Source organism: Rubellimicrobium arenae (assembly GCF_017916275.1).
Lineage (GTDB): Bacteria > Pseudomonadota > Alphaproteobacteria > Rhodobacterales > Rhodobacteraceae > Rubellimicrobium > Rubellimicrobium arenae.
The window spans coordinates 88205-107295 of sequence record NZ_JAFMST010000006.1; the positions used below are offsets into that span (position 1 = coordinate 88205).

The 19091-nt window shown below is 68.3% G+C and carries 17 protein-coding genes; 6 read left to right on the top strand and 11 right to left on the bottom strand.

Annotation, left to right across the window (positions count from 1 at the left end; translation table 11 throughout):
* Window positions 1-14 precede the first annotated feature (14 nt).
* From J3P31_RS10760 to J3P31_RS10770, 3 genes are all read left to right on the top strand, one after another.
* Entirely contained in the window at window positions 15-833 is an 819-nt protein-coding gene (locus tag J3P31_RS10760; RefSeq protein ID WP_210528446.1) for an SAM-dependent methyltransferase, read from the top strand.
* 88 nt (window positions 834-921) lie between these two features.
* Window positions 922-1986 (top strand): ferrochelatase, encoded by a 1065-nt coding sequence (hemH, locus tag J3P31_RS10765; protein WP_210528447.1) that lies wholly within the window; start codon window positions 922-924, stop codon window positions 1984-1986.
* A gap of 223 nt (window positions 1987-2209) precedes the next feature.
* Window positions 2210-2713, top strand: a complete 504-nt coding sequence (locus J3P31_RS10770) for a gluconokinase (protein WP_246849446.1) — start codon at window positions 2210-2212, stop codon at window positions 2711-2713.
* Here the strand turns inward: J3P31_RS10770 and rpe are convergent.
* Window positions 2710-3384, bottom strand: a complete 675-nt coding sequence (rpe, locus tag J3P31_RS10775; RefSeq protein WP_210528448.1) for a ribulose-phosphate 3-epimerase — start codon at window positions 3382-3384, stop codon at window positions 2710-2712. The genes J3P31_RS10770 and rpe overlap by 4 nt on opposite strands.
* A 189-nt stretch (window positions 3385-3573) precedes the next feature.
* On the bottom strand, window positions 3574-4176 hold the full coding sequence (locus tag J3P31_RS10780) for a L,D-transpeptidase (protein ID WP_210528449.1): 603 nt from the start codon (window positions 4174-4176) through the stop codon (window positions 3574-3576).
* Between the two features lie 164 nt (window positions 4177-4340).
* Here J3P31_RS10780 and dalA point away from each other — a divergent pair, with 164 nt between their 5' ends.
* Window positions 4341-4859, top strand: coding sequence for a divisome-associated lipoprotein DalA (gene dalA / locus J3P31_RS10785; RefSeq protein ID WP_210528450.1), 519 nt, complete (start codon window positions 4341-4343; stop codon window positions 4857-4859).
* Between the two features lie 75 nt (window positions 4860-4934).
* On the opposite strand, the gene J3P31_RS10790 is transcribed toward dalA, so the two are convergent.
* From J3P31_RS10790 to hslO, 7 genes are all read right to left on the bottom strand, one after another.
* Complete coding sequence (locus tag J3P31_RS10790) at window positions 4935-5435, bottom strand: L,D-transpeptidase family protein (protein WP_210528451.1); 501 nt, start codon at window positions 5433-5435, stop codon at window positions 4935-4937.
* A gap of 78 nt (window positions 5436-5513) precedes the next feature.
* A complete protein-coding gene (locus J3P31_RS10795) occupies window positions 5514-6737 on the bottom strand; it encodes a class I SAM-dependent RNA methyltransferase (protein ID WP_210528452.1) in 1224 nt (407 codons plus the stop codon).
* 80 nt (window positions 6738-6817) lie between these two features.
* Entirely contained in the window at window positions 6818-8713 is a 1896-nt protein-coding gene (locus J3P31_RS10800) for an ABC transporter ATP-binding protein (protein ID WP_210528453.1), read from the bottom strand.
* Window positions 8710-10566: an ABC transporter ATP-binding protein gene (locus J3P31_RS10805; RefSeq protein ID WP_210528454.1), complete on the bottom strand. Its 1857-nt coding sequence runs from the start codon at window positions 10564-10566 to the stop codon at window positions 8710-8712. The genes J3P31_RS10800 and J3P31_RS10805 overlap by 4 nt, the downstream gene beginning before the upstream one ends.
* Window positions 10567-10695: 129 nt before the next feature.
* Window positions 10696-11856: a CCA tRNA nucleotidyltransferase gene (locus tag J3P31_RS10810; RefSeq protein WP_438270296.1), complete on the bottom strand. Its 1161-nt coding sequence runs from the start codon at window positions 11854-11856 to the stop codon at window positions 10696-10698.
* On the bottom strand, window positions 11849-12457 hold the full coding sequence (locus J3P31_RS10815) for an NUDIX hydrolase (RefSeq protein ID WP_210528455.1): 609 nt from the start codon (window positions 12455-12457) through the stop codon (window positions 11849-11851). Before J3P31_RS10815 ends, J3P31_RS10810 begins: the two co-directional genes overlap by 8 nt.
* A complete protein-coding gene (gene hslO, locus J3P31_RS10820) occupies window positions 12444-13454 on the bottom strand; it encodes an Hsp33 family molecular chaperone HslO (protein WP_210528456.1) in 1011 nt (336 codons plus the stop codon). Before hslO ends, J3P31_RS10815 begins: the two co-directional genes overlap by 14 nt.
* Before the next feature lie 119 nt (window positions 13455-13573).
* Here hslO and J3P31_RS10825 point away from each other — a divergent pair, with 119 nt between their 5' ends.
* Entirely contained in the window at window positions 13574-14008 is a 435-nt protein-coding gene (locus J3P31_RS10825; RefSeq protein ID WP_210528457.1) for an NUDIX domain-containing protein, read from the top strand.
* 219 nt (window positions 14009-14227) lie between these two features.
* A complete protein-coding gene (locus J3P31_RS10830; RefSeq protein WP_210528458.1) occupies window positions 14228-15460 on the top strand; it encodes an argininosuccinate synthase in 1233 nt (410 codons plus the stop codon).
* A 379-nt stretch (window positions 15461-15839) separates the two neighbouring features.
* Here J3P31_RS10830 and J3P31_RS10835 read toward each other — a convergent pair whose 3' ends face one another.
* Window positions 15840-16709, bottom strand: a complete 870-nt coding sequence (locus J3P31_RS10835; RefSeq protein WP_210528459.1) for a ribokinase — start codon at window positions 16707-16709, stop codon at window positions 15840-15842.
* Window positions 16706-18970 (bottom strand): NADP-dependent malic enzyme, encoded by a 2265-nt coding sequence (locus J3P31_RS10840; RefSeq protein WP_210528460.1) that lies wholly within the window; start codon window positions 18968-18970, stop codon window positions 16706-16708. The genes J3P31_RS10835 and J3P31_RS10840 overlap by 4 nt, the downstream gene beginning before the upstream one ends.
* Window positions 18971-19091: the final 121 nt, after the last annotated feature.

Sequence of the window (19091 nt, forward strand, 5' to 3'; positions counted from 1 at the left end):
GCCTGCTCCCCTACATGGGCACCATGGCCCAGCTGACCGACCGTCCCGCCCTCCTGCGACACCGCCAAAGAGCCACAGCGTTCTTCCTCAGGGAGGCCGTGGCGGACGAGGTGCAGGAAAGGCTGGAAGAGGTTAATAAGCGGTTTACCAAGCCGGCCGTGGTGACCCCGTTCCCGCAGGTCTGGGCGGACCGGCTGCCGGGAGCGGCGCTCATTCCCGATGAGGAGGTGCTGGATCTCCGGCCGGGGGCACATGATCTCGTGATCCACGACCTTTGCCTGCACTGGGCCGAGGACCCGGTGGGGCAACTCGTGCAGGCCGGACGGGCGCTGGCCCCCGATGGGCTGCTGATCGCGACGCTGTTCGGGGGCACGACTCTGGCGACGCTGCGGGCCGCCCTTGCCGAAGCGGAGATCGAGGCGACGGGCGGGCTTTCCCCCCGGGTCGCTCCGATGGGCGAGATCCGGGACCTGGGCAATCTGCTGGGCCGTGCCGGGCTTGCCCTGCCGGTCGCGGACGCAACCCCCTTCGACGTGAGCTATCCGGATGCGCTGGCGCTCATGCGCGACCTGCGCGCCATGGGCGAGGCCAACGCCCTGCACGGCCGCCTCCGGCATTTCTCCCGCCGCACCGTGATCGCCGGGGCCGCCGCGCGCTACCCGCTCACCGAAGGCCGGGCCATCGCCCATTTCGAGGTGGTGACCCTTTCCGCCTGGGCGCCCGCGCCGGACCAGCCCAAGCCGCTGCGCCCTGGTTCGGCGGCGCGAAGCCTCGCGGATGCGCTCGAGGACGCGCGGCGCACCGGCGGCCCGGACCCGGTCGAGCCAAATTGATGCGACAAGGCAGGGAGTTGCAGCCCATCCTCCCTTGCCTCGGTTCCCTGGTCCCGGCAATGTGCCGGGCGCTGTTTCGGGAGAAACCATGAACGCCCTGACGCCCCAGACACCCGCCGTGCCCGTCCATGCCCCCGACGGGCATCCCGCGGTTCAGCCGGCCCGGATCGGCATCCTGCTCGCGAATCTCGGGACGCCGGACGATCCCGGCTACTGGTCGATGCGCCGCTACCTGAGCGAGTTCCTGTCCGATAAGCGGGTCATCGACTACCCGTCCTGGAAGTGGCAACCGCTTCTCCAGACGGTGATCCTGGCCAAGCGGCCCTTCACCTCGGGCGCGAACTACCGCAAGATCTGGGACAAGGAGCGGAACGAAAGCCCGCTTCTCACCATCACCAAGGCGCAGACCGAAGGACTTCGGGATCGGCTCGTCGCCCGCTTCGGCGACGCGGTCCGGGTGGAGTTCTGCATGCGCTATGGCAGCCCATCCACACAGTCCGTGCTGCACAGGATGGTGGAGGAGGGATGCCAGCGCATCCTGTTCGTCCCCCTGTATCCCCAATACGCGGGGGCAACCTCGGCCACCGCCTGCGACCAGTTCTTCCGGGCCCTTATGGCCGAGTCGTGGCAGCCCATCGCCCGGGTCATGGATCCCTACTTCGACGACCCGGGCTATATCGAGGCTCTGGCCGGCTCGGTCCGGCGCGGCTGGGCCTCGGCCCAGCAGGAACCGGAGTTGCTGATCTGCTCCTATCACGGGATGCCGCAGCGCTACCTGATGCAGGGCGATCCATACCATTGCCAGTGCCAGAAGACGACGCGCCTCCTGCGCGAGGCCCTGGGCTGGGAGAGGACAAAGATCCGCACGACCTTCCAGAGCGTCTTCGGCCCCGAGGAATGGCTGAAGCCCTACACCGTGGAAGAGGTGGCGCGACTGGTGAAGGAAGAGGGCGTGAAGCGCATCGCGGTCTGCGCGCCCGCCTTTTCCGCCGATTGCATCGAAACGCTGGAGGAGATCGAGGGCGAGATCCGCGAAGCTTTCGAGCATGCAGGCGGGGAGCAGTTCACCTACATCCCGTGCCTCAACGACGACCCGGCGCATCTGGACGCGATCGAGGGGGCGATCCTGCGGAGCATGGGCGGCTGGATCTGAGCCGCGGACCCGATGGCTTCGGCCTGACTGCCTGAAGGCGGCCGGGCCAAGGCATGGATCGAGCGGCCAACGGCACCTCTCTCCCGGTCAGGCCTAGGCCTGGCGATCCTGCTGGGCTGGTCGCCTCCCGCATAGGCCTGCGCGCCACGCTGGCGGCCACGCGTGCCGCCGCGCTACAGCGGCATCATGGCAGGGCGGCTCCGCCCGTGGAACGGAGGACGCGATGGACGCGAGGACCGGGCGCTTCGTGGTGATGGGTGTTTCGGGCGTCGGAAAGACGCGAACCGGAACCCTTCTGGCCGAGGCGGTGGGCGGGCACTTTGTCGAAGGAGATGACCTCCATCCCCCGGAGAACCGTGCCAAGATGGCTGCGGGGACGCCCCTGACGGACCAAGATCGCTGGCCTTGGCTCGATCGCGTGGGCGGCACGCTCGCCGAAGGGGAGCCGCCTGTCGTGGGGGCCTGCTCGGCCCTGCGCCGAAGCTACCGGGATCGCCTGCGCCGCTGGGTGCCGGACCTCGTCTTCGTGCATCTCGTAGGGGACCGGACGCTGATCCATGAACGGCTCCTCGCCCGGAAGGGACATTTCATGCCCCCCGCTCTGCTCGACAGCCAGTTCGGGACGCTGGAGCCTCTCCGGCCCGAGGAGCGGGGGCTGGAGGTGCCCGTGGATGGCCCGGCCCCGGATGTGGTGGCCGACCTGCTGCGACGGCTGGAGCGGCTCTAGGCCATCACGCCTGACGCCGCCTCGCGCAGGGCCGCGATGTTGCGGCCATAGGCTCCGGTCCCGCCCTGGAAGACGGCCGACCCCGCCACGAGGATGTCGGCCCCTGCGGTCACCAGCGACCGTGCGGTGGTGGCGCTCACTCCACCGTCGATCTCGATCCGGATGGGCCGGCCCTGGATCAGGCTCCTGAGCGCCCGCACCTTTTCCACCATCGCTGGAATGAGCGACTGGCCCCCGAAGCCGGGATTGACGGTCATGACGCAGACGAGGTCGATATCGTCCAGCAGATGGGCCACCGCGTCGATCCCCGTTCCGGGATTGATGGCGAGTCCGGCCTTGCAGCCCGCGGCACGGATCGATTGCAGCGTGCGGTGAATATGAGGGCCGGCCTCGAGATGGGCGGTCAGCACATCGGCCCCCGCCTTCGCGAAGGCCGGGATGAAGGGGTCCACCGGGGCGATCATGAGGTGAACGTCCATGGTTCCGGCGATGTGGGGCCGGAGCGCGGCGCACATCTGCGGTCCGAAGGTGATGTTGGGGACGAAGTGCCCGTCCATCACGTCCACATGGATCCAGTCGGCCCCGGCCTCTCCGAGAGCACGGCATTCCGCGCCAAGCGCCGAGAAGTCGCCCGCAAGGATGGACGGGGCGATAGTGGGGGGCTGGGTCATGATCGTTCCTCCTGGGAGGGACTTAGACGCCTGCTTTGGGGAAAACCAAGCCCCCGATCGGCCCGGGCGCACGAATTCGACCTGGGGTGCCCGCCTCAAGGGCCCGCGGATGGCCCGTGGATCCTTGGATCTGCGCCCGGCGGCCAGGGATCCGGACCGGCTATGCCTGCCGGTCCGGGGTCCTGCCGGTCAGATGAGCTTGACCTGCGTGCCGACGGTGGTCAGCCGGAAGAGCTCGGTGATGTGCTCGTTGTAAAGACCGATGCAGCCGTTCGACGACCGGCGGCCGATCTTGCGCGTGTCGTGGGTGCCGTGGATCCGGTAGTACTGCCAGGACAGATAGAGCGCATAGGGGCCGAGCGGGTTCAGGGGATCGCCGCCCGCCACGAACTCCGGCCAGTCGGGGTTCCGCTCACGCATGGACGGGGTCGGACGCCACGGCGGCGCAACGACCTTCTCGACCACCGAGGTGTCGCCCTTGCGGGTCAGCTCGTCCGTCGCGGGCACGGAGGTGGGATACAGACGGTAGATCGTCTGATCCTCGTTCCAGAAGTGGAGCGCGCGGCACTGGATGTCGCAGATGATGACCCCGCCGCGGGTGTTCTGGAAGTAGTCCTGCCAGTTCAGCGTCCGGAACGCCGACACGTTATGGCGCGTGGACTGGGAGATCTCCTGCTCCATCTCGGTCGAGTTGGCCTGTTGCGCCAGGGCAGGCGCAGCCAGTCCAGCTCCCAACATCGCCATTCCGGCCCCCAGGATGCCCCTGCGCGTGATTCCCTTGCCTTCGGCCATGCTGCCTGCCTCTTTTGTCATGTTCGTGAGCGAAGCGTTACAATCGTCGTTCGACGCTCTCAATTCAAGGTCTCGTCAGATCGCGGCAACGGTATCGATCGCGTTTGAAACCCCCTTGCACCCTCGTTAAGGAGGCGCCCGGGACAATGGCGAAGGTGCTTTCGATGCAACGCAGGGCGGTGATGACGGGATTGGCTCTCCTGGGGCTCGCGGCCTGTGGCGGGCGGCAGCCGGTGCGGCCACTGGTGGGTCCCGATGGACTGCCGCTGCCCACGGTCTATCGCATCACGCCCGAGATGGAAGCCGAGGTCGGCTACCGGATGCTTGATTCGCTGAACACCCTGCGGGCGGCGGCAGGCGCGGCGCCGGTGGCCTTCGACCCTCTGCTGAACGCGGCCGCGGCCACACACAGCCGCGACATGGCCGTGCAGAACCGCCCCTGGCACTTCGGCTCCGACGGCTCTTCGCCCATCGACCGCCTGGCCCGCGTGGGCTACCGGGGCCAGCTGATCGGCGAGGTCATCTCGGAAACCTATGAGGATGAGCTCGAGACGCTCGCGGCCTGGGCCAAGGCGCCGGACACCCGAGCGACCATCCTGAACCCCAGCGCCACCAAGTGCGGACTGGCCTGGTTCCAGGAGCAGTCGGGCAAGATCTGGTGGACCATGGTGCTCGCCGCCTGAAGCGCCGGACCGACCGGGGCCGCCAAGGGGCGGCTCCTCCGCTTCGGGGGGAAAGACCGGCCCTGAACTCCCGCGTCAGGGGAAGATGTAGATCGGCGTGTTGTCCCGCACCATCGCGTAGATGTCCTCCATCTCGCGGTTGGTGACGGCGATGCAGCCCGCTGTCCAATCCTGGGCGCGGCGCATCTCGCGCGGGGTGCCGTGGATGAAGATGTCGCCTCCGGGGCGCAGTCCCATGGCCGTCGCCCGGGCCACGTCGGCCTCATTCGGGTAGGAGATGCCGATCGACAGGTAGTAGCTCGAATTCGGATTGCGGCGGTTGATCATGTAGGCGCCCTCTGGCGTCTTGCCGTCGCCTTCGTACATCTTCGCGCCGACCGGATCGCCCCCAAGCTCGAAGTCGAAGGTCCGCAGAGCCTTGTCGCCATGCATCAGGTACATCTTGCGACGCGACTTGAAGACCTGGATGCTGGTGACCTGGGGGCCCTGATAGTTGCGGAACTTGGATTGAGTCGCGCAACCTGCCAAGCCAGCAAGGGCCGCGCCGCCCACGAGAAGGGTTCGCCTGGAGATCATCACTGTCGCCTGTCCGGTCTGCCGCCGTTCAAGGCCGTGCATACCCGATTATCCACAACCCCGCGAGGGGTCGTGAGATCAGGTGAGCGAAAATCGTGTCGCAAGCTCCACATGCGTGGACCAGCGGAACTGGTCCACGACCGTGATCGGGTCCATGCAATAGCCAGCCGCCAGCAGGGCTTTGGCGTCGCGGGCGAAACTGGCCGGATTGCACGACACGTAGGCCACGACGGGCACCCTGGCCTCCGCCAAGGCACGGACCTGCGTCTCGGCTCCGGCGCGGGGAGGATCGATCACGACCGCGTCGAACGCCTTCAGGTCAGCCACCTCAAGGGGTCGGCGGAACAGGTCGCGCGTCTCGGTCGTGACCCGGTGCAGGCCCGGCGCGCCACGCCACCCCTTCTGGAGCGCCTCAAGCATGGAGCCCTCGCCTTCGACGGCGTGAACCTCGGCTGATTCGGCCAAGGGCAGGGTGAAGGTTCCGACCCCGGCAAAGAGATCTGCCACGCGGCTGGCTCCTTGCAGCGCGCCACGCACGACGGCCACCAGGGCCGCCTCGCCCTCGCGCGTCGCCTGAAGGAAGGCTCCGGGCGGCGGCACCACGCGAGCACGGCCCATGGGTTGCCAGGGACCGTGGTGCAGGGCGACCAACTCGTTGTTCCACGTGAAACGCGCGACCCCGGCCGCCGCCGCCCAAGCCGCCGCGTCCTGCCGCAGACCGACGTCGAGGTCGCGCCCCTCCTCCACGACGACATCCGCGCCTGCTGGGCTGTCGGTCAGCATGAGCCCGATCTCGCGCGAGCGGGGGGCGGCCATCTGCACGAGATCGAGGAGGGCCGGGCGCAAGGCCATGAGGCCGGGCGTCAGTATCCTGCATTGCGGGTTGTCGACCACCGTGTCCGACGCCCGGGCATGAAAACCCAGCAGCGCGCCCTTTTTGAGCCGTCGAGCGGCAAGTCGGGCCCGCCGGCGGCTCTGGGGCGGAGAGGACAGGACCCCGGCCACCTCGCCCTCGATCCCTTGGCCTGCAAGCGCCCCCCGAACGATCCCGGCCTTCCAGTCCGCCACCAAGGGGTCCGAAGCGTGCTGCATGGCGCAGCCGCCGCAGGCGTTGAAATGGGGGCAGGGCGCCGCAACACGGTCCGGCGATGGGGTCACGATGCGCCAACTGCCATCGGGGCGGGGAGAGATGTCCTCGCCCGGGAGGACGCGCGGAACCAGCGTACCGTCAGCCAGCCGGCCTTGGCCATGATGGGTCAGGGCAGTCACGTGCTGCGTGGCGGTATCGGGGCGGGCGGTCATGAGTGCAACCTTGGAGATCAAGGCGGCTTACATGAGGGACCCGGGCCCTGCGTGCAAGAAGGCGGGAGGCCGCAGGTGGCCTACTCGGCCGCCTCGGCCTCCATCTGCAGGAATCCGCCCGACTGGCGGTTCCAGTAACGGGCGTAAAGGCCCCCGCGCGCGAGCAGGGCCTCATGCGTGCCTTCCTCCACGATGGTTCCGGCATCCATGACCACGATCCGGTCCATGCTGGCGATGGTGGACAGCCGGTGCGCGATCGCGATCACCGTCTTGCCGACCATCGCTTCCTCCAGCGCGGCCTGGATCTCGGCCTCGACCTCGCTGTCCAGCGCGGAGGTGGCCTCGTCGAGCACGAGGATAGGGGCGTCCTTGAGCATGGCGCGAGCAAGCGCGATGCGCTGCCGCTGCCCGCCCGACAGCTTGACGCCCCGTTCGCCCAGATGGGCGTCGTAGCCCCGGCGGCCCTTGAAGTCCTCGAGCTGCAGGATGAAGTCGTGGGCGCGGGCAGCCTTGGCGGCGGCGATGACCTGATCGTCGGTGGCGTCGGGCCGGCCATAGCGGATGTTGTCGCGGGCCGAGCGGTTGAACATGGCGGTCTCCTGCGTGACCATGCCCACCGCCTTGCGAAGCGACTCCTGCGTGATCTTGCGGACATCCTGCCCGCCCACGAGGATGCTCCCCCGTTCCACGTCGTAGAGCCGCAAGAGCAGGGCCACGAGGGTCGACTTGCCCGCGCCCGAGGCGCCCACCAGCCCGATCTTTTCGCGCGGGGCGATGGTCAGGTCGAGGTTGTGCAGGCCTCCGCCCTCATCCTCGTCGCCCTCGCGGCCATAGGTGAAGTTCACGTTGTCGAAGCGGATGCCCTCGGCCGACCGCAGGGGCACGGCGTCCGGAGCGTCCACGAGCGAGTGGTTGTGGGCGAGCGTGTTCATGCCGTCCTCCACCTCGCCCACGTTGGCGTAGAGACCCATGAGGGCGAAGCTCACCCAGCCGGTCATCTGGGCGATCCGCAGCGCGACCGTCCCGGTCGCCGCGATGTCGCCCGCCGTGGCGGTGCCCTGCGTCCAGAAGTGCAGCGTAAGCCCCACCATCAGAACCGGGAGCGTCCCGGCGATGACCATCAGGCCAAAGCGGAAGCTGGTCGAGATGGTCCCATAGTCGAGCGTGGTGTCGCGGTACCGCTCCATGGCACGGATCGCGGCCTCGTCCTCGGCCTCCGCATGGGCGAAGAGCTTCACGGTCCGCATGTTGGTGATGGTATCCACCACCTGCCCGGTCACCACCGCCCGCGCGGCGGCCCGGCCCTCGGCCCGCTTGCGGATGCGGGGAAGGAAGCGGCTGATGTAGAGCAGGTAGACGACGAACCAGAGGCCGAGCGCGAGCCCCACGCGCCAGTCCACCGCGACCACGAGGATCAGGGTGGCGATGACCGAGGACAGGGCGAAGACGATGGTGTTGATGAACTCCACCGTGGACTCCGTCACGGCCCGGCCCGCCTGCATCTGCTTCTGCGCGATGCGGCCCGCGAAGTCGTTGTCGAAGAAGGTGATGTCTTGTCCCAGGGTCCAGCGGTGGAGCCGCGACAGCACGAGCACGTTCAGCGACGGGCCGATCACGACTGACTGGAACATGGCCGAGGCCCCGAAGGTCAGCGGGCGCAGGATGATCAGGAAGACGGCGATGGCGGCGAACAGGAGCGTGTGCTCGCTCCAGAGCGCCTCGGGGCCGCTGGTGTTGGCCGAGTCGATCACCGTCCCCAGGAGCATGGCCGAAATGACCTCGGCGCTCCCTGCGAGGATGCTCACCACCGATGCGATCAGCAGGATCGGAAATGACCCCCGCAGGCACCAGGCGAAGAAGGCCCACAGCGTGCGGGGGGGCTGCGGCACCGGCCCTTCGTCGAACGGCGGAATCAGGCGGGAGAACCACTCGGCCCAGGTCGGGCGCGGGTGGCGACGGTCCGCGGCGTCAGTCATTCAGCGGCCTCCGTGAGGTCCGAGTCGAAGTCGAGGAACCCGCCCGACTGGCGGCTCCAGAAGCGGGCGTAGAGACCCCCTCGGGCAAGAAGCTCCTCGTGGGTGCCGTCCTCGGCGATACGTCCATCCTCGAGCACCAGGATGCGGTCCATGCGCGCGATGGTGGACAGCCGGTGCGCGATGGCGATCACCGTCTTGCCCTCCATCATCGAGGCGAGCGTTCCCTGGATGGCGGCCTCGACCTCGGAGTCCAGGGCCGATGTGGCCTCGTCGAGCACCAGGATGGGCGCGTCCCTCAGGATCACGCGGGCGAGCGCGATCCGCTGCCGCTGCCCGCCCGACAGCTTCACGCCCCGTTCGCCGACCTTGGCGTCGTAGCCCCGGTTTCCGTCGCCATCCTCCAGGCGCAGGATGAAGTCGTGGGCCTCGGCCTGCCTGGCGGCGGCGATCATCTGGGCTTCAGTGGCGTCCGGGCGCCCGTAGAGGATGTTCTCCCGAACCGTGCGGTGGAGAAGCGAGCTGTCCTGCTGGACCATGCCGATCGAGGCGCGGAGCGAATCCTGCGTCACGCCGCGGATGCTCTGGCCGTCGATGAGGATGTCCCCGGACTCGGCGTCGTAGAAGCGCAGGAGGAGCTTGACGAGCGTCGACTTGCCTGCGCCCGACCGCCCCACGAGCCCCACCTTCTGGCGGGGCGCCACGACCAGGTTCAGGCGGTCGAGCCCCCCGCTGCCCTTGCCGTAGTGGTGGGACAGGTCACGAAGGTCGATCCGTCCCTGGGGCACGCGCAGCGGCACGGCATCCGGGGCGTCGAGCAGGGTCACGGGTTGGGCGATGGTTTCCATGCCCTCGGACACCACGCCGAGCGACTGGAAGAAGTCGGACACCGACAGCATGATCCAGCCAGACATGTTCGAGATCCGCAGCACGAGCGCCGAGGCCGCGGCCACGACCCCGACTGTGGCAAGTCCGCCGGTCCAGAGCCAGATGGCCCAGCCGACCACGCCCACGATCAGCACGCCGTTCAGCACGCTGAGCCACAGGTCCATGACCGTGAAAAGCCGCATCTCCCTTTGGAACGTCGCGCGCGTCGCGGCGATGGCGTCGCGGGCGTATTCGAGCTCTCGGTCGCCTTGGGCGAACATCTTGACGGAATGAATGTTGGTGTAGGCGTCCACCACGCGCCCGGTGGTGAGGCTGCGGGCCTCCGATGAGGCCTTGGACGCCGGGCCGATGCGGCGAACCGTCCAGACCACCAGGGCCGCATAAGGAACGAGCCAGAACGACAGGGGGATCAGCAGCCTGGGGTCGGCCACCCAGAGCAGGACCGCTGCGCCGGCGATGTACGAGATCGCATAGGTGATCGCGTCGAAGACCTGATAGACCGCATCGCCCGCCGAGGGCGGGGCCTGCATGACGCGGTTGGCGATGCGGCCCGCGAAATCATTCTCGAACCACCCCACCGACTGGCGCAGGACGTGACCATGGGCGCGCCAGCGGATCAGCGTGCCGAAGTTGGGAAGGATGGCGTTGTTGAGCAGGAGCGCCTGCATCCCGAACACGAACGGCCGCACGAGCAGCACGAAGAGCGCGACGAGCAGAAGCTCCGTCCCATGATCCCGCAGCACGGTGTCCGGCGACGAGGAGGTCAGCGTGTCGATCAGCTGCCCCGAGTAGGAGATGAGCCAAAGCTCCACGGCCGCCACCAGGGCGGCGAATAGGCCAGTCATCCAGAACACGGTCCGGAACGGCCCCATGTAGCTTCTCAGGAAGGGCCAGAGCCGGCGTGGTGGATCGTCCACCGGCACATGCGGCGCGAAGGGATCGACGAGGTTCTCGAAAAGGCGGAACATGGGGGACACGAATAAGGGCCCGTCCGTCGGACGAGGACGAAAGGGGCCAGGGGAATGGGGTTGCCCGGCGGATATAGACCGCGGGCCATGGCAGGGAAACGGACGCCGGCGCTTTTTTGGGCAGCCGGCCTAGTCTCCGTGGAGGAGCCGCTCACGGGCCAGCGTGAAGCCGGATTCGATCCAGGCCTGCTCGAGGTCCCTCAGCCGCTGCCCAAGGGCAGGACCAGAGAGCGGCGCAAGGTCGGCCGCCGCGAGAGGGAAGCGCTGGCCCGCGCCCTCCCGGGACAGGCGCAAGGCCTCGGGGTCGATCAGGGCATTGGACAAGGCGGCCCGCAGGGCAAGCACATCGGCGGCCTCATCGGCGCCCCAGCGGTAGCCGAGCTCGCCGGGGCTCGTGAGCCCGGCCAGCCCATCATGCAGCCGACCCAGGCGCTTGGCCTGAGCCTTGGACAGCCGCAGGGCCTCTGCCGGACCCTCGCCTCCCAGGGCGGCGAGCCGGCGGAGAGCATCGGGCGCAAGGCCAGCCTCGCCTTCAACATGGACCAGCGGGGCCAGCAGGCCATCGCCCGCCCCCGGGAGGACGCGGGCCAGCGCTCCCGTGGCCCGCATGGCGGCCACGGCGGGCGCCGGATCCGGAGCCGCGAGAAGCCGCATCATCTCGTGCCCGACCCGCTCGCGCGAGAGGGTGTCGAGCCCATCGAGGTTGCGGGCCACCGCATCCAGGGCGTCGGGGTCCAGCCCTTCCTCCGGATCGCCGTGCCAGGCATGGAAGCGGAAATACCTGAGCGCGCGGAGGTAATCCTCGCGGATGCGGGTGGACGCATCGCCCACGAAGCGGATCCGCCGGACCGCGAGGTCGGGCAATCCTCCGGTCGGATCGAGAAGGGTCCCGTCCGCCGCCAGATACAGGGCGTTCATGGTGAAATCGCGGCGGCGCGCATCCTCGACCGGGTCGGTCCCGAACGCCACGACCGCATGGCGGCCGTCCGTCTCGATGTCGCGGCGAAGGGTCGTGACTTCGACAGGATGGCCGGCGAGCACGGTGACGGTGCCATGGTCGATGCCGGTCGGCACGGTCCTGAGCCCCGCAGCCTCGGCCAGGTCGATGACGCGCCCGGGATGGGCGTCCGTGGTGATGTCGATGTCGCCGATGGGCTTGCGCAGAAGAGCGTCGCGGACGGCGCCGCCGACGATCCAAGCCCGATGGCCGCCGCGCACCAGCATGGACAGAACCCGCTGCGCGGACTTCTCCCCAAGGAGGGGCGACAAAGCGTTCGTCAGATTATCCACGGACCGCCTCCACACGCTCGGCCAATTCGCGCAGGAGCCGGGCCGTTGCACCCCAGATATAGTACGGCCCGAAGGGGACCACCCAGTAACGCCGGTGACGACCCTGCCAGCGGCGGCCCTCGACCCGGAAGTTGTCGAGCGTCGTGACATGGGTCAAGGGCACCGAAAAGACCTCGGCCACCTCGCCCACCTCGGGACGCGGGATGAAGGGGGATCGGACAAGCGCCAGGACTGCGGCGACCGAGAAGCCGGTGACGGTCTCATGGCTCCCGTAGGTGCCAAGCACCTCCGGCAGATCCGAAGGCAGGCCAACCTCTTCGCGCGCTTCCCGCAGGGCAGCGGTGACGATGTCCTCGCCCGGGTCGAGCTTTCCGCCCGGAAGGGCGATCTGGCCGGGGTGGTGGCGCAGGTGGGCGGAACGCTTGGTCAGGATCACGCGGGCCTGAGGCCCCGTGAGATCGACGGCCACGAGGACGGCAGCGGGTCGAAGCTCCCGGCCCGCCGGGCGGGGCAGGCCAGGGTCGAGGTCGTAATCGGACGAGGCGGCGCGACCGGCCTCCAGCGCCCGACGCAGCACAAGTTCGGCGTCAGAGAGACGCACCCGCACCTGCCGGAGTGGTTGCCTCGAAGCCGAGCGTCGTGGGATCGAACTCGTAATGGGCGCCGCAGAACTGGCAGTCGGCCGTCACCACGCCGCGGTCGGTCGTCATGTGGCCGATGTCCTTGGCCGAGTAGATCGACAAGGACTGCCGCACCTTGTCCTCGCTGCACGAGCAGCCGAAGCCGACAGGCTGGGCGTCGAAGATGCGGGGCCCTTCCTCGTGGAAGAGGCGCACGAGCAGGTCGGTGGGCTGCACCTGCGGACCCACGAGTTCCATGGGTTCGACCGTATCGAGGAGGATGTTGGCGCGGGCCCAGTTCTCGCCCTCCTCGCCGTCGAGGATGTCGTTGGCGTTGAGCAGGCCGCCCTCGCCCGAGCCTTCGGCCGCCGCGACGCCCATGCCGACCTTGGGCATGTGCTGGAGCATGACCCCACCCGCACGCCACCGCTCGGCCGCGTCGCCCTGCAGCCGCGACCGCCCGAACGACAGGGCGAAACGCGTGGGCAGCTGCTCGGACTGGGCAAAGTAGGTTTGGGCGCAGGACACGAGCGACCCGCCGGACAATGGCGTGATGCCCTGGTAGGGGGTGGTCCCCTCGCCCTGGTCGATCAGGATGGCGAAGTAGCCTTTGCCGATCTGGGCGAAGGCGTCGCCTTCCGTGTCCAGGCGCTCGGGGTCGAAGCTGGCCCAGGCGCGGATGCGCGCGGGCTCGCCCTCGCTCTCCGGGGCGTAGTAGTCGGCTGCGATGATGCGGGCCGGACCGTCGCCCCGGACCTGGATCGACAGCTTCCACCGCAGCTTGACCGTCGGACCGATCAACGCCGCCAGGAGCGCGGTCTCGGCCACGAGCGCCTCGACCACGGTCGGGTAGTCATGCTGCGACAGGATCTTCTCAAGCGTGCCATCGAGGCGCGCCACGCGGCCCCGGATGTCCGAGGCATCGAGCTGGAAGGGCAGGACGGTGTCGTCCCAGGCAAGTCGGGCGCCGAGGCTCATGAGGTCATCCTTTAGCGAAGAACGTAGGCGGCTCCAACAGGGGAGTAAGGTCCGGCTGGCCGCATGGGGGGTCGATCGCCCATATAGGGGGCCGGAACGCGGTGTTGAAGGGGTCAGGAATGCGGCGATGGGGCGAGGCGATGGAACGCGGGCGGGTCTACCGGCGGCGCCCGGGAGCCTATGCGATCCTCTGGCGCAGGGGAGAGCTGCTTCTCACCTTCCAGGCCGAGCCCCACCCTGAGGTGCAACTGCCCGGCGGGGGCATCGACCCGGGCGAGTCGCCCCTTGGGGCGCTGCACCGGGAGGTGCTCGAGGAAACCGGCTGGACCATCTCCGGGGCACGGCGGCTCGGGGTCTACAAAAGGTACGCCTACATGCCGGATTACGACCTTTGGGCCGAGAAGGTCTGCCAGGTCTGGCTCGCCCGGCCGGTGCGTCGGGTTGGGCCGCCGACCGAACCGGGGCACGCCGCGCTCTGGGCCTCGCCCGAGGTGGCGCTGGACCTGCTGCCGAACGCAGGGGAACGGGATTTTCTCCGCAAGCTGCTCACGTAAGGGGGTCCTCTCGGGCCAAAGCGGGCTTGGATGCCTTGGCCGGGGTTCAGGCTTTCCTTGGAGCCGGTCCGCGCCGGTCCATGACACCCCGCTCCGACCCCGGCGCAACCTACCCTCCGCGGCACCACGGACGCGGGTGGCCGCTAGGTCAACGGCCCTCGCTTGCTGCCCCAGCCGAAACCCGCTACGGCGCGCGAAACTGCCTCACGGAGCCGCGCCATGACTGCCCCTGCCCCCAAGAAGGTTGTCCTTGCCTATTCCGGCGGACTCGACACCTCCATCATCCTGAAGTGGCTCCAGACGGAGTATGGCTGCGAGGTCGTGACCTTCACCGCCGACCTGGGCCAGGGCGAGGAACTGGAGCCCGCGCGCAGGAAGGCGGAACTGCTGGGCATCAGGAGCGAGAACATCCACATCGAGGACCTGCGCGAGGAGTTCGTGCGGGACTTCGTGTTCCCGATGTTCCGGGCGAATGCGCTCTATGAGGGGCTCTACCTGCTCGGGACCTCCATCGCACGGCCTCTGATCGCGAAGCGTCTCGCGGAGATCGCGGCTGAGACGGGCGCGGATGCGGTGGCGCACGGGGCCACGGGCAAGGGCAACGATCAGGTGCGGTTCGAGTTGGGGGTGGCGGCGCTCAATCCGGCGCTGAAGGTGATCGCGCCGTGGCGGCTGTGGGACCTGACCTCGCGCACGAAGCTCCTGGAGTTCGCGGAGGCGAACCAGATCCCGATCGCCAAGGACAAGCGGGGCGAGGCGCCGTTCTCCGTGGACGCGAACCTGCTGCACACCTCCTCGGAGGGAAAGGTGCTCGAGAACCCGGCCGAGGAGCCGCCCGCCTATGTCTACCAGCGGACGGTGGACCCGGAGGCCGCGCCCGATCAGGCCGAAACCGTGGAGATCGGGTTCGAGCGCGGGGACGCGGTGTCCATCGACGGAGAGCGGATGTCGCCGGCGACGATCCTGACCCGGCTGAACGAGATCGGCGGCCGGCACGGGGTCGGGCGACTGGATCTCGTGGAGAACCGCTTCGTGGGCATGAAGTCGCGTGGGATCTACGAGACGCCCGGCGGGACGATCCTGCTGGAGGCGCATCGGGGCATCGAGCAGATCACGCTGGACGCGGGCGCGGGGCACCTCAAGGACTCGATCATGCCGCGCTATGCGGAGCTGATCTACAACGGCTTCTGGTTCTCGCCCGAGCGGGAGATGCTGCAGGCGCTGATCGACAGATCGCAGGAGCACGTGACCGGGACCGTTCGGGTCAAGCTCTACAAGGGCTCGGTGCGGACGGTGGCGCGGTGGTCGGACCATTCGCTGTATTCGGAGAAGCACGTAACTTTCGAGGAGGACGCGGGCGCCTACGATCAGAAGGACGCGGAAGGCTTCATCCGGCTAAACGCGCTGCGCCTCCGGCTGATCGCGGTGCGGAACGCCCGCACGAAAGCCTGACCCAAGAAGACTGTGCACTGCCGCACAGGGCGGCCGGTCGGTGGCAGCCCTGTGCAGGCCCGCACATCCGGACCTGAGCGAGGGACGTCCCTCCGCCCTGTTCGGCTGGCTGTGCCAGACTGACCGTTCAGAGCCCTCGCGACCGCATCTCACTGAAGGCGGAGCCGGGGTGACCGGACGTCCAGGCACAAGGCAGCCGCAGTCCGGTGCCGCGAGCCGTCATGATCCTGTCCCACCCAGGGCGCCCCATGAGGGCGAGCTCGAGGCAGGTCGCCTGAAGGGCAGGCCCCTGCCTCGTGCGGTCACCCAATGAGCAGGCAGGCATCGATGCCGCCGAGAGGTTGCGCCTGTTTGCCCGCCCCGAGAGCTGCTGGCCACCTCATCCGGGGCTGAACGCGAGCACCTCCTGTTTCGTCGGGATGGCATCGGCAGCGCCATGGCGCGTGACCTTGAGCGCGGCGGCGCGCGTCGCGAGCCGGATCGCTTCAGGCATGGGCTGTCCGGCGTCGAGACCTGCCAGAACATAGCCGGTGAACGTGTCCCCCGCCCCGGTGGTGTCGACGGGGGTCACGCGGGCCGCGGGAAAGCGGCTCTCCTCGTTGCCGTGGAACCAGAGGCAGCCTTCAGCGCCCAGCGTGACGATGACGTCGGCAAGACCCAGGCTCCCGGGTCCCTGGCCGGTCTCCTTGCTCAACTGCTCGGCCTCGATCTCGTTGAGGATGAGGAGATCGGTGAACGGCAGGATGGCCCGCACCGCTGCGGCTTCGAAGGGCGCGGCGGCATAGGTAACGCGGAGCCCTCGGGAGCGGGCGGCACGGGCCGCTTCCACCTGCAGGTTGGTTTCGTTCTGGGTCAGGAAGAGGTCGCCCGCCTTGGCGGCGGCTAAGGTCGTGTCCACGTGGGCCGGGGAAATGCGACGGTTGGTGCCGGGGAACAGGATGATCATGTTCTCTGCCGACTCGGCTACGGCGATGATGGCATGCCCTGACGGAGTGTCGAGCGTGGCGACGGAACTCGTGTCCACGCCATAGCCACGCATGCGGTCGAGCATCCAGCCACCTTCCGGGCCGATGGCACCGATGTGTTTTACTTTGCCGCCAGCCCGGGCCGATGCCACTGACATGTTTGCTCCCTTGCCCCCCAGGCCAGCGGTCAGCATGTGGGCGGCCAGCGTCTCGCCAGGGACCGGGATGTGTGGGAGCGCATAAACGTGGTCGGCGTTGATGCTGCCAAGGTTCCAGATGGTCATTCGTTCCGTTCGACTTGGGCTGCGGCCATCACGGCCATGTTGAGGATGTCATTGGCTGTGGAGACCGTGGAGCAAAGCTGGATCGGCCGATCCACTCCGGCGAGGATCGGCCCGATCACCGTCGCTCCGCCCATCTCCTGCATGAGCTTGACGCTGATCGAGGCGGAGTGGCGGGCAGGCATAACGAGCACATTGGCCGGGCCGGTCAGTCGCTGGAACGGATAGGCCTCCTGCGCCTTGGTGTTGAGGGCCACGTCCACCGTCATCTCGCCCTCGTATTCGAAGTCGGCGCCTTCCTCATCCAGGACACGCGGTGCCAGATGCATCTTGGTGGCCCGCTCCGAGACCGGATGGCCGAAGGTGGAGAAGCTGAGAAAGGCCACCCGCGGCGTCAGGCCAAGATCGCGCGCCACCTGCGCGCCACGCCGGGCGATCAGGGCAAGGTCCCGCTCCATCGGCCATTCCTGCACCAGCGTGTCGGCAATGAGCACGATCCTGCCCCTCTGCAGGACGGCGGTGACGCCGACCGCCCCGCTCGCGGTGTCCACATCGAAGACATGGCCGATCAGGTCCATGACATGGGCGGACTTGCGCGTGGCTCCGGTGATCATGCCATCGCCATGCCCATGCGCGAGCATGAGCGCGGCGAAGACATGGCGGTCTCGGGCGGCAAGGCGATGGATGTCGTGGGCGTCGAAGCCCCGGCGCTGGAGTCTCTGGTAGAGGAAGCTCTTGTAGGTTTCGAGGTGGGGCGTGTTGGCGGCATTGACCACCTCCAGCTCGCCCACGGCATCCGCCATCCCCTCGGCGGCGAGCTTGTCCTTCACATCGCTGGACCGGCCGACCACGAGAGCACGGCCGAAGCCGCCACGCTGGTAAAGGACGGCGGCGCGCAGCACGCGGGGGTCGTCCCCTTCGGCAAAGATCATCGTGCCTTGCGAGGCGCGGGCGCGGGCATGGATGCCCCGCAGGACGCTCGCGGTCGGATCCATGCGTTGACGAAGCTGGGCGCCGTAGGCCTCGGCATCCTCGATGGGCTTGCGGGCGACGCCGGTGCGCATGCCCGCAGCGGCAACGGCCGGGGGAATCCGGTGGATCAGGCGGGGATCGAAGGGCGTGGGGATGATGTAATCGCGGCCGAATGCGAGCTTCTTGCCATAGGCCATCGCGACCTCGTCGGGCACGTCCTCGCGGGCCAGCGCGGCCAGAGCCTCGGCGCAGGCGATCTTCATCTCGTCGTTGATGGCGCGGGCGTGAATGTCGAGCGCGCCCCGGAAGAGGTAGGGGAAGCCCAGGACGTTGTTGACCTGGTTGGGGTAGTCCGAGCGCCCGGTCGCGACGATGGCATCGGGGCGGACGGCGTGGGCCTCCTCGGGCGTGATCTCCGGGTCGGGGTTGGCCATGGCGAAGATGACCGGATCGCGGGCCATGCTGGCGACCATCTCGGGCGTGACGGCGCCCTTGGCGGAGACGCCCAGGAAGACGTCGGCGCCGCGCATCGCCTCCTCCAGGGTGCGGAGGTCCGTCTTGACCGCATGGGCCGACTTCCACTGGTTCATGCCATCGGTCCGGCCCTGGTAGATGACCCCCTTGGTGTCGCAGGTGAGGCAGTTCTCGGGGCGGGCACCCATGGACTTCAGGAGCTCGATGCAGGCGATCCCTGCGGCGCCCGCACCATTCAGGACGATCCGGCAGTCCTCCAGGCGCTTTCCCGTCAGATGGAGGGCGTTGATGAGACCCGCCGCGCAGATCACCGCCGTCCCATGCTGGTCATCGTGGAAGACGGGGATGTCCATCTCCTCCTTCAGGCGGGACTCGATGATGAAGCACTCCGGCGCCTTGATGTCCTCGAGGTTGATGCCGCCGAAGGAAGGACCGAGAAGGCGGACGGCGTTGCAGAACGCGTCCACATCCTCGGTGTCGAGCTCAAGGTCGATGCTGTTGATGTCGGCGAAGCGCTTGAAGAGGACGGACTTGCCTTCCATCACGGGCTTGGAGGCCAGCGCGCCGAGGTTGCCCAGGCCCAGGACCGCCGTGCCGTTCGAGATCACGGCCACCAGGTTCCCCTTGTTCGTCAGGTCGTAGGCAAGCTGGGCATCCTCCCGGATCGCGAGACAGGGATGAGCCACGCCGGGGGAATAAGCCAAGGACAGGTCCCGCTGCGTCGTCATGGGCTTGGTGGGCTGGACCTCCCACTTGCCGGGCACGGGGAGGCGATGGAAATCCAGCGCCTCTTCTTGGGTGATGCGCGTGCGCGCCATGACGGTCCTCCCCGGGTTTTCCGGGCAGATTGCGCGAGCGCCACGGCCGCCGCAACCATCCTCGGAGCGGGGCTGGCTCGCCCGGTCCCGAAGCCTTAGCCTCGCGGATGGCTGACAGGGA

What these genes read in the sequence shown, in the direction of transcription:
- J3P31_RS10835 (WP_210528459.1), bottom strand. Translation starts at nt 16,709, where the DNA reads ATGACCATCTGGAACCTTGGCAGCATCAACGCCGACCACGTTTATGCG.
- hslO (WP_210528456.1), bottom strand. Translation starts at nt 13,454, where the DNA reads ATGAGCCTCGGCGCCCGACTTGCCTGGGACGACACCGTCCTGCCCTTC.
- dalA (WP_210528450.1), top strand. Translation starts at nt 4,341, where the DNA reads ATGCAACGCAGGGCGGTGATGACGGGATTGGCTCTCCTGGGGCTCGCG.
- J3P31_RS10760 (WP_210528446.1), top strand. Translation starts at nt 15, where the DNA reads ATGGGCACCATGGCCCAGCTGACCGACCGTCCCGCCCTCCTGCGACAC.
- J3P31_RS10790 (WP_210528451.1), bottom strand. Translation starts at nt 5,435, where the DNA reads ATGATCTCCAGGCGAACCCTTCTCGTGGGCGGCGCGGCCCTTGCTGGC.
- rpe (WP_210528448.1), bottom strand. Translation starts at nt 3,384, where the DNA reads ATGACCCAGCCCCCCACTATCGCCCCGTCCATCCTTGCGGGCGACTTC.
- J3P31_RS10770 (WP_246849446.1), top strand. Translation starts at nt 2,210, where the DNA reads ATGGACGCGAGGACCGGGCGCTTCGTGGTGATGGGTGTTTCGGGCGTC.
- J3P31_RS10800 (WP_210528453.1), bottom strand. Translation starts at nt 8,713, where the DNA reads ATGACTGACGCCGCGGACCGTCGCCACCCGCGCCCGACCTGGGCCGAG.
- J3P31_RS10795 (WP_210528452.1), bottom strand. Translation starts at nt 6,737, where the DNA reads ATGACCGCCCGCCCCGATACCGCCACGCAGCACGTGACTGCCCTGACC.
- J3P31_RS10805 (WP_210528454.1), bottom strand. Translation starts at nt 10,566, where the DNA reads ATGTTCCGCCTTTTCGAGAACCTCGTCGATCCCTTCGCGCCGCATGTG.
- J3P31_RS10780 (WP_210528449.1), bottom strand. Translation starts at nt 4,176, where the DNA reads ATGGCCGAAGGCAAGGGAATCACGCGCAGGGGCATCCTGGGGGCCGGA.
- J3P31_RS10830 (WP_210528458.1), top strand. Translation starts at nt 14,228, where the DNA reads ATGACTGCCCCTGCCCCCAAGAAGGTTGTCCTTGCCTATTCCGGCGGA.
- hemH (WP_210528447.1), top strand. Translation starts at nt 922, where the DNA reads ATGAACGCCCTGACGCCCCAGACACCCGCCGTGCCCGTCCATGCCCCC.
- J3P31_RS10825 (WP_210528457.1), top strand. Translation starts at nt 13,574, where the DNA reads ATGCGGCGATGGGGCGAGGCGATGGAACGCGGGCGGGTCTACCGGCGG.
- J3P31_RS10840 (WP_210528460.1), bottom strand. Translation starts at nt 18,970, where the DNA reads ATGGCGCGCACGCGCATCACCCAAGAAGAGGCGCTGGATTTCCATCGC.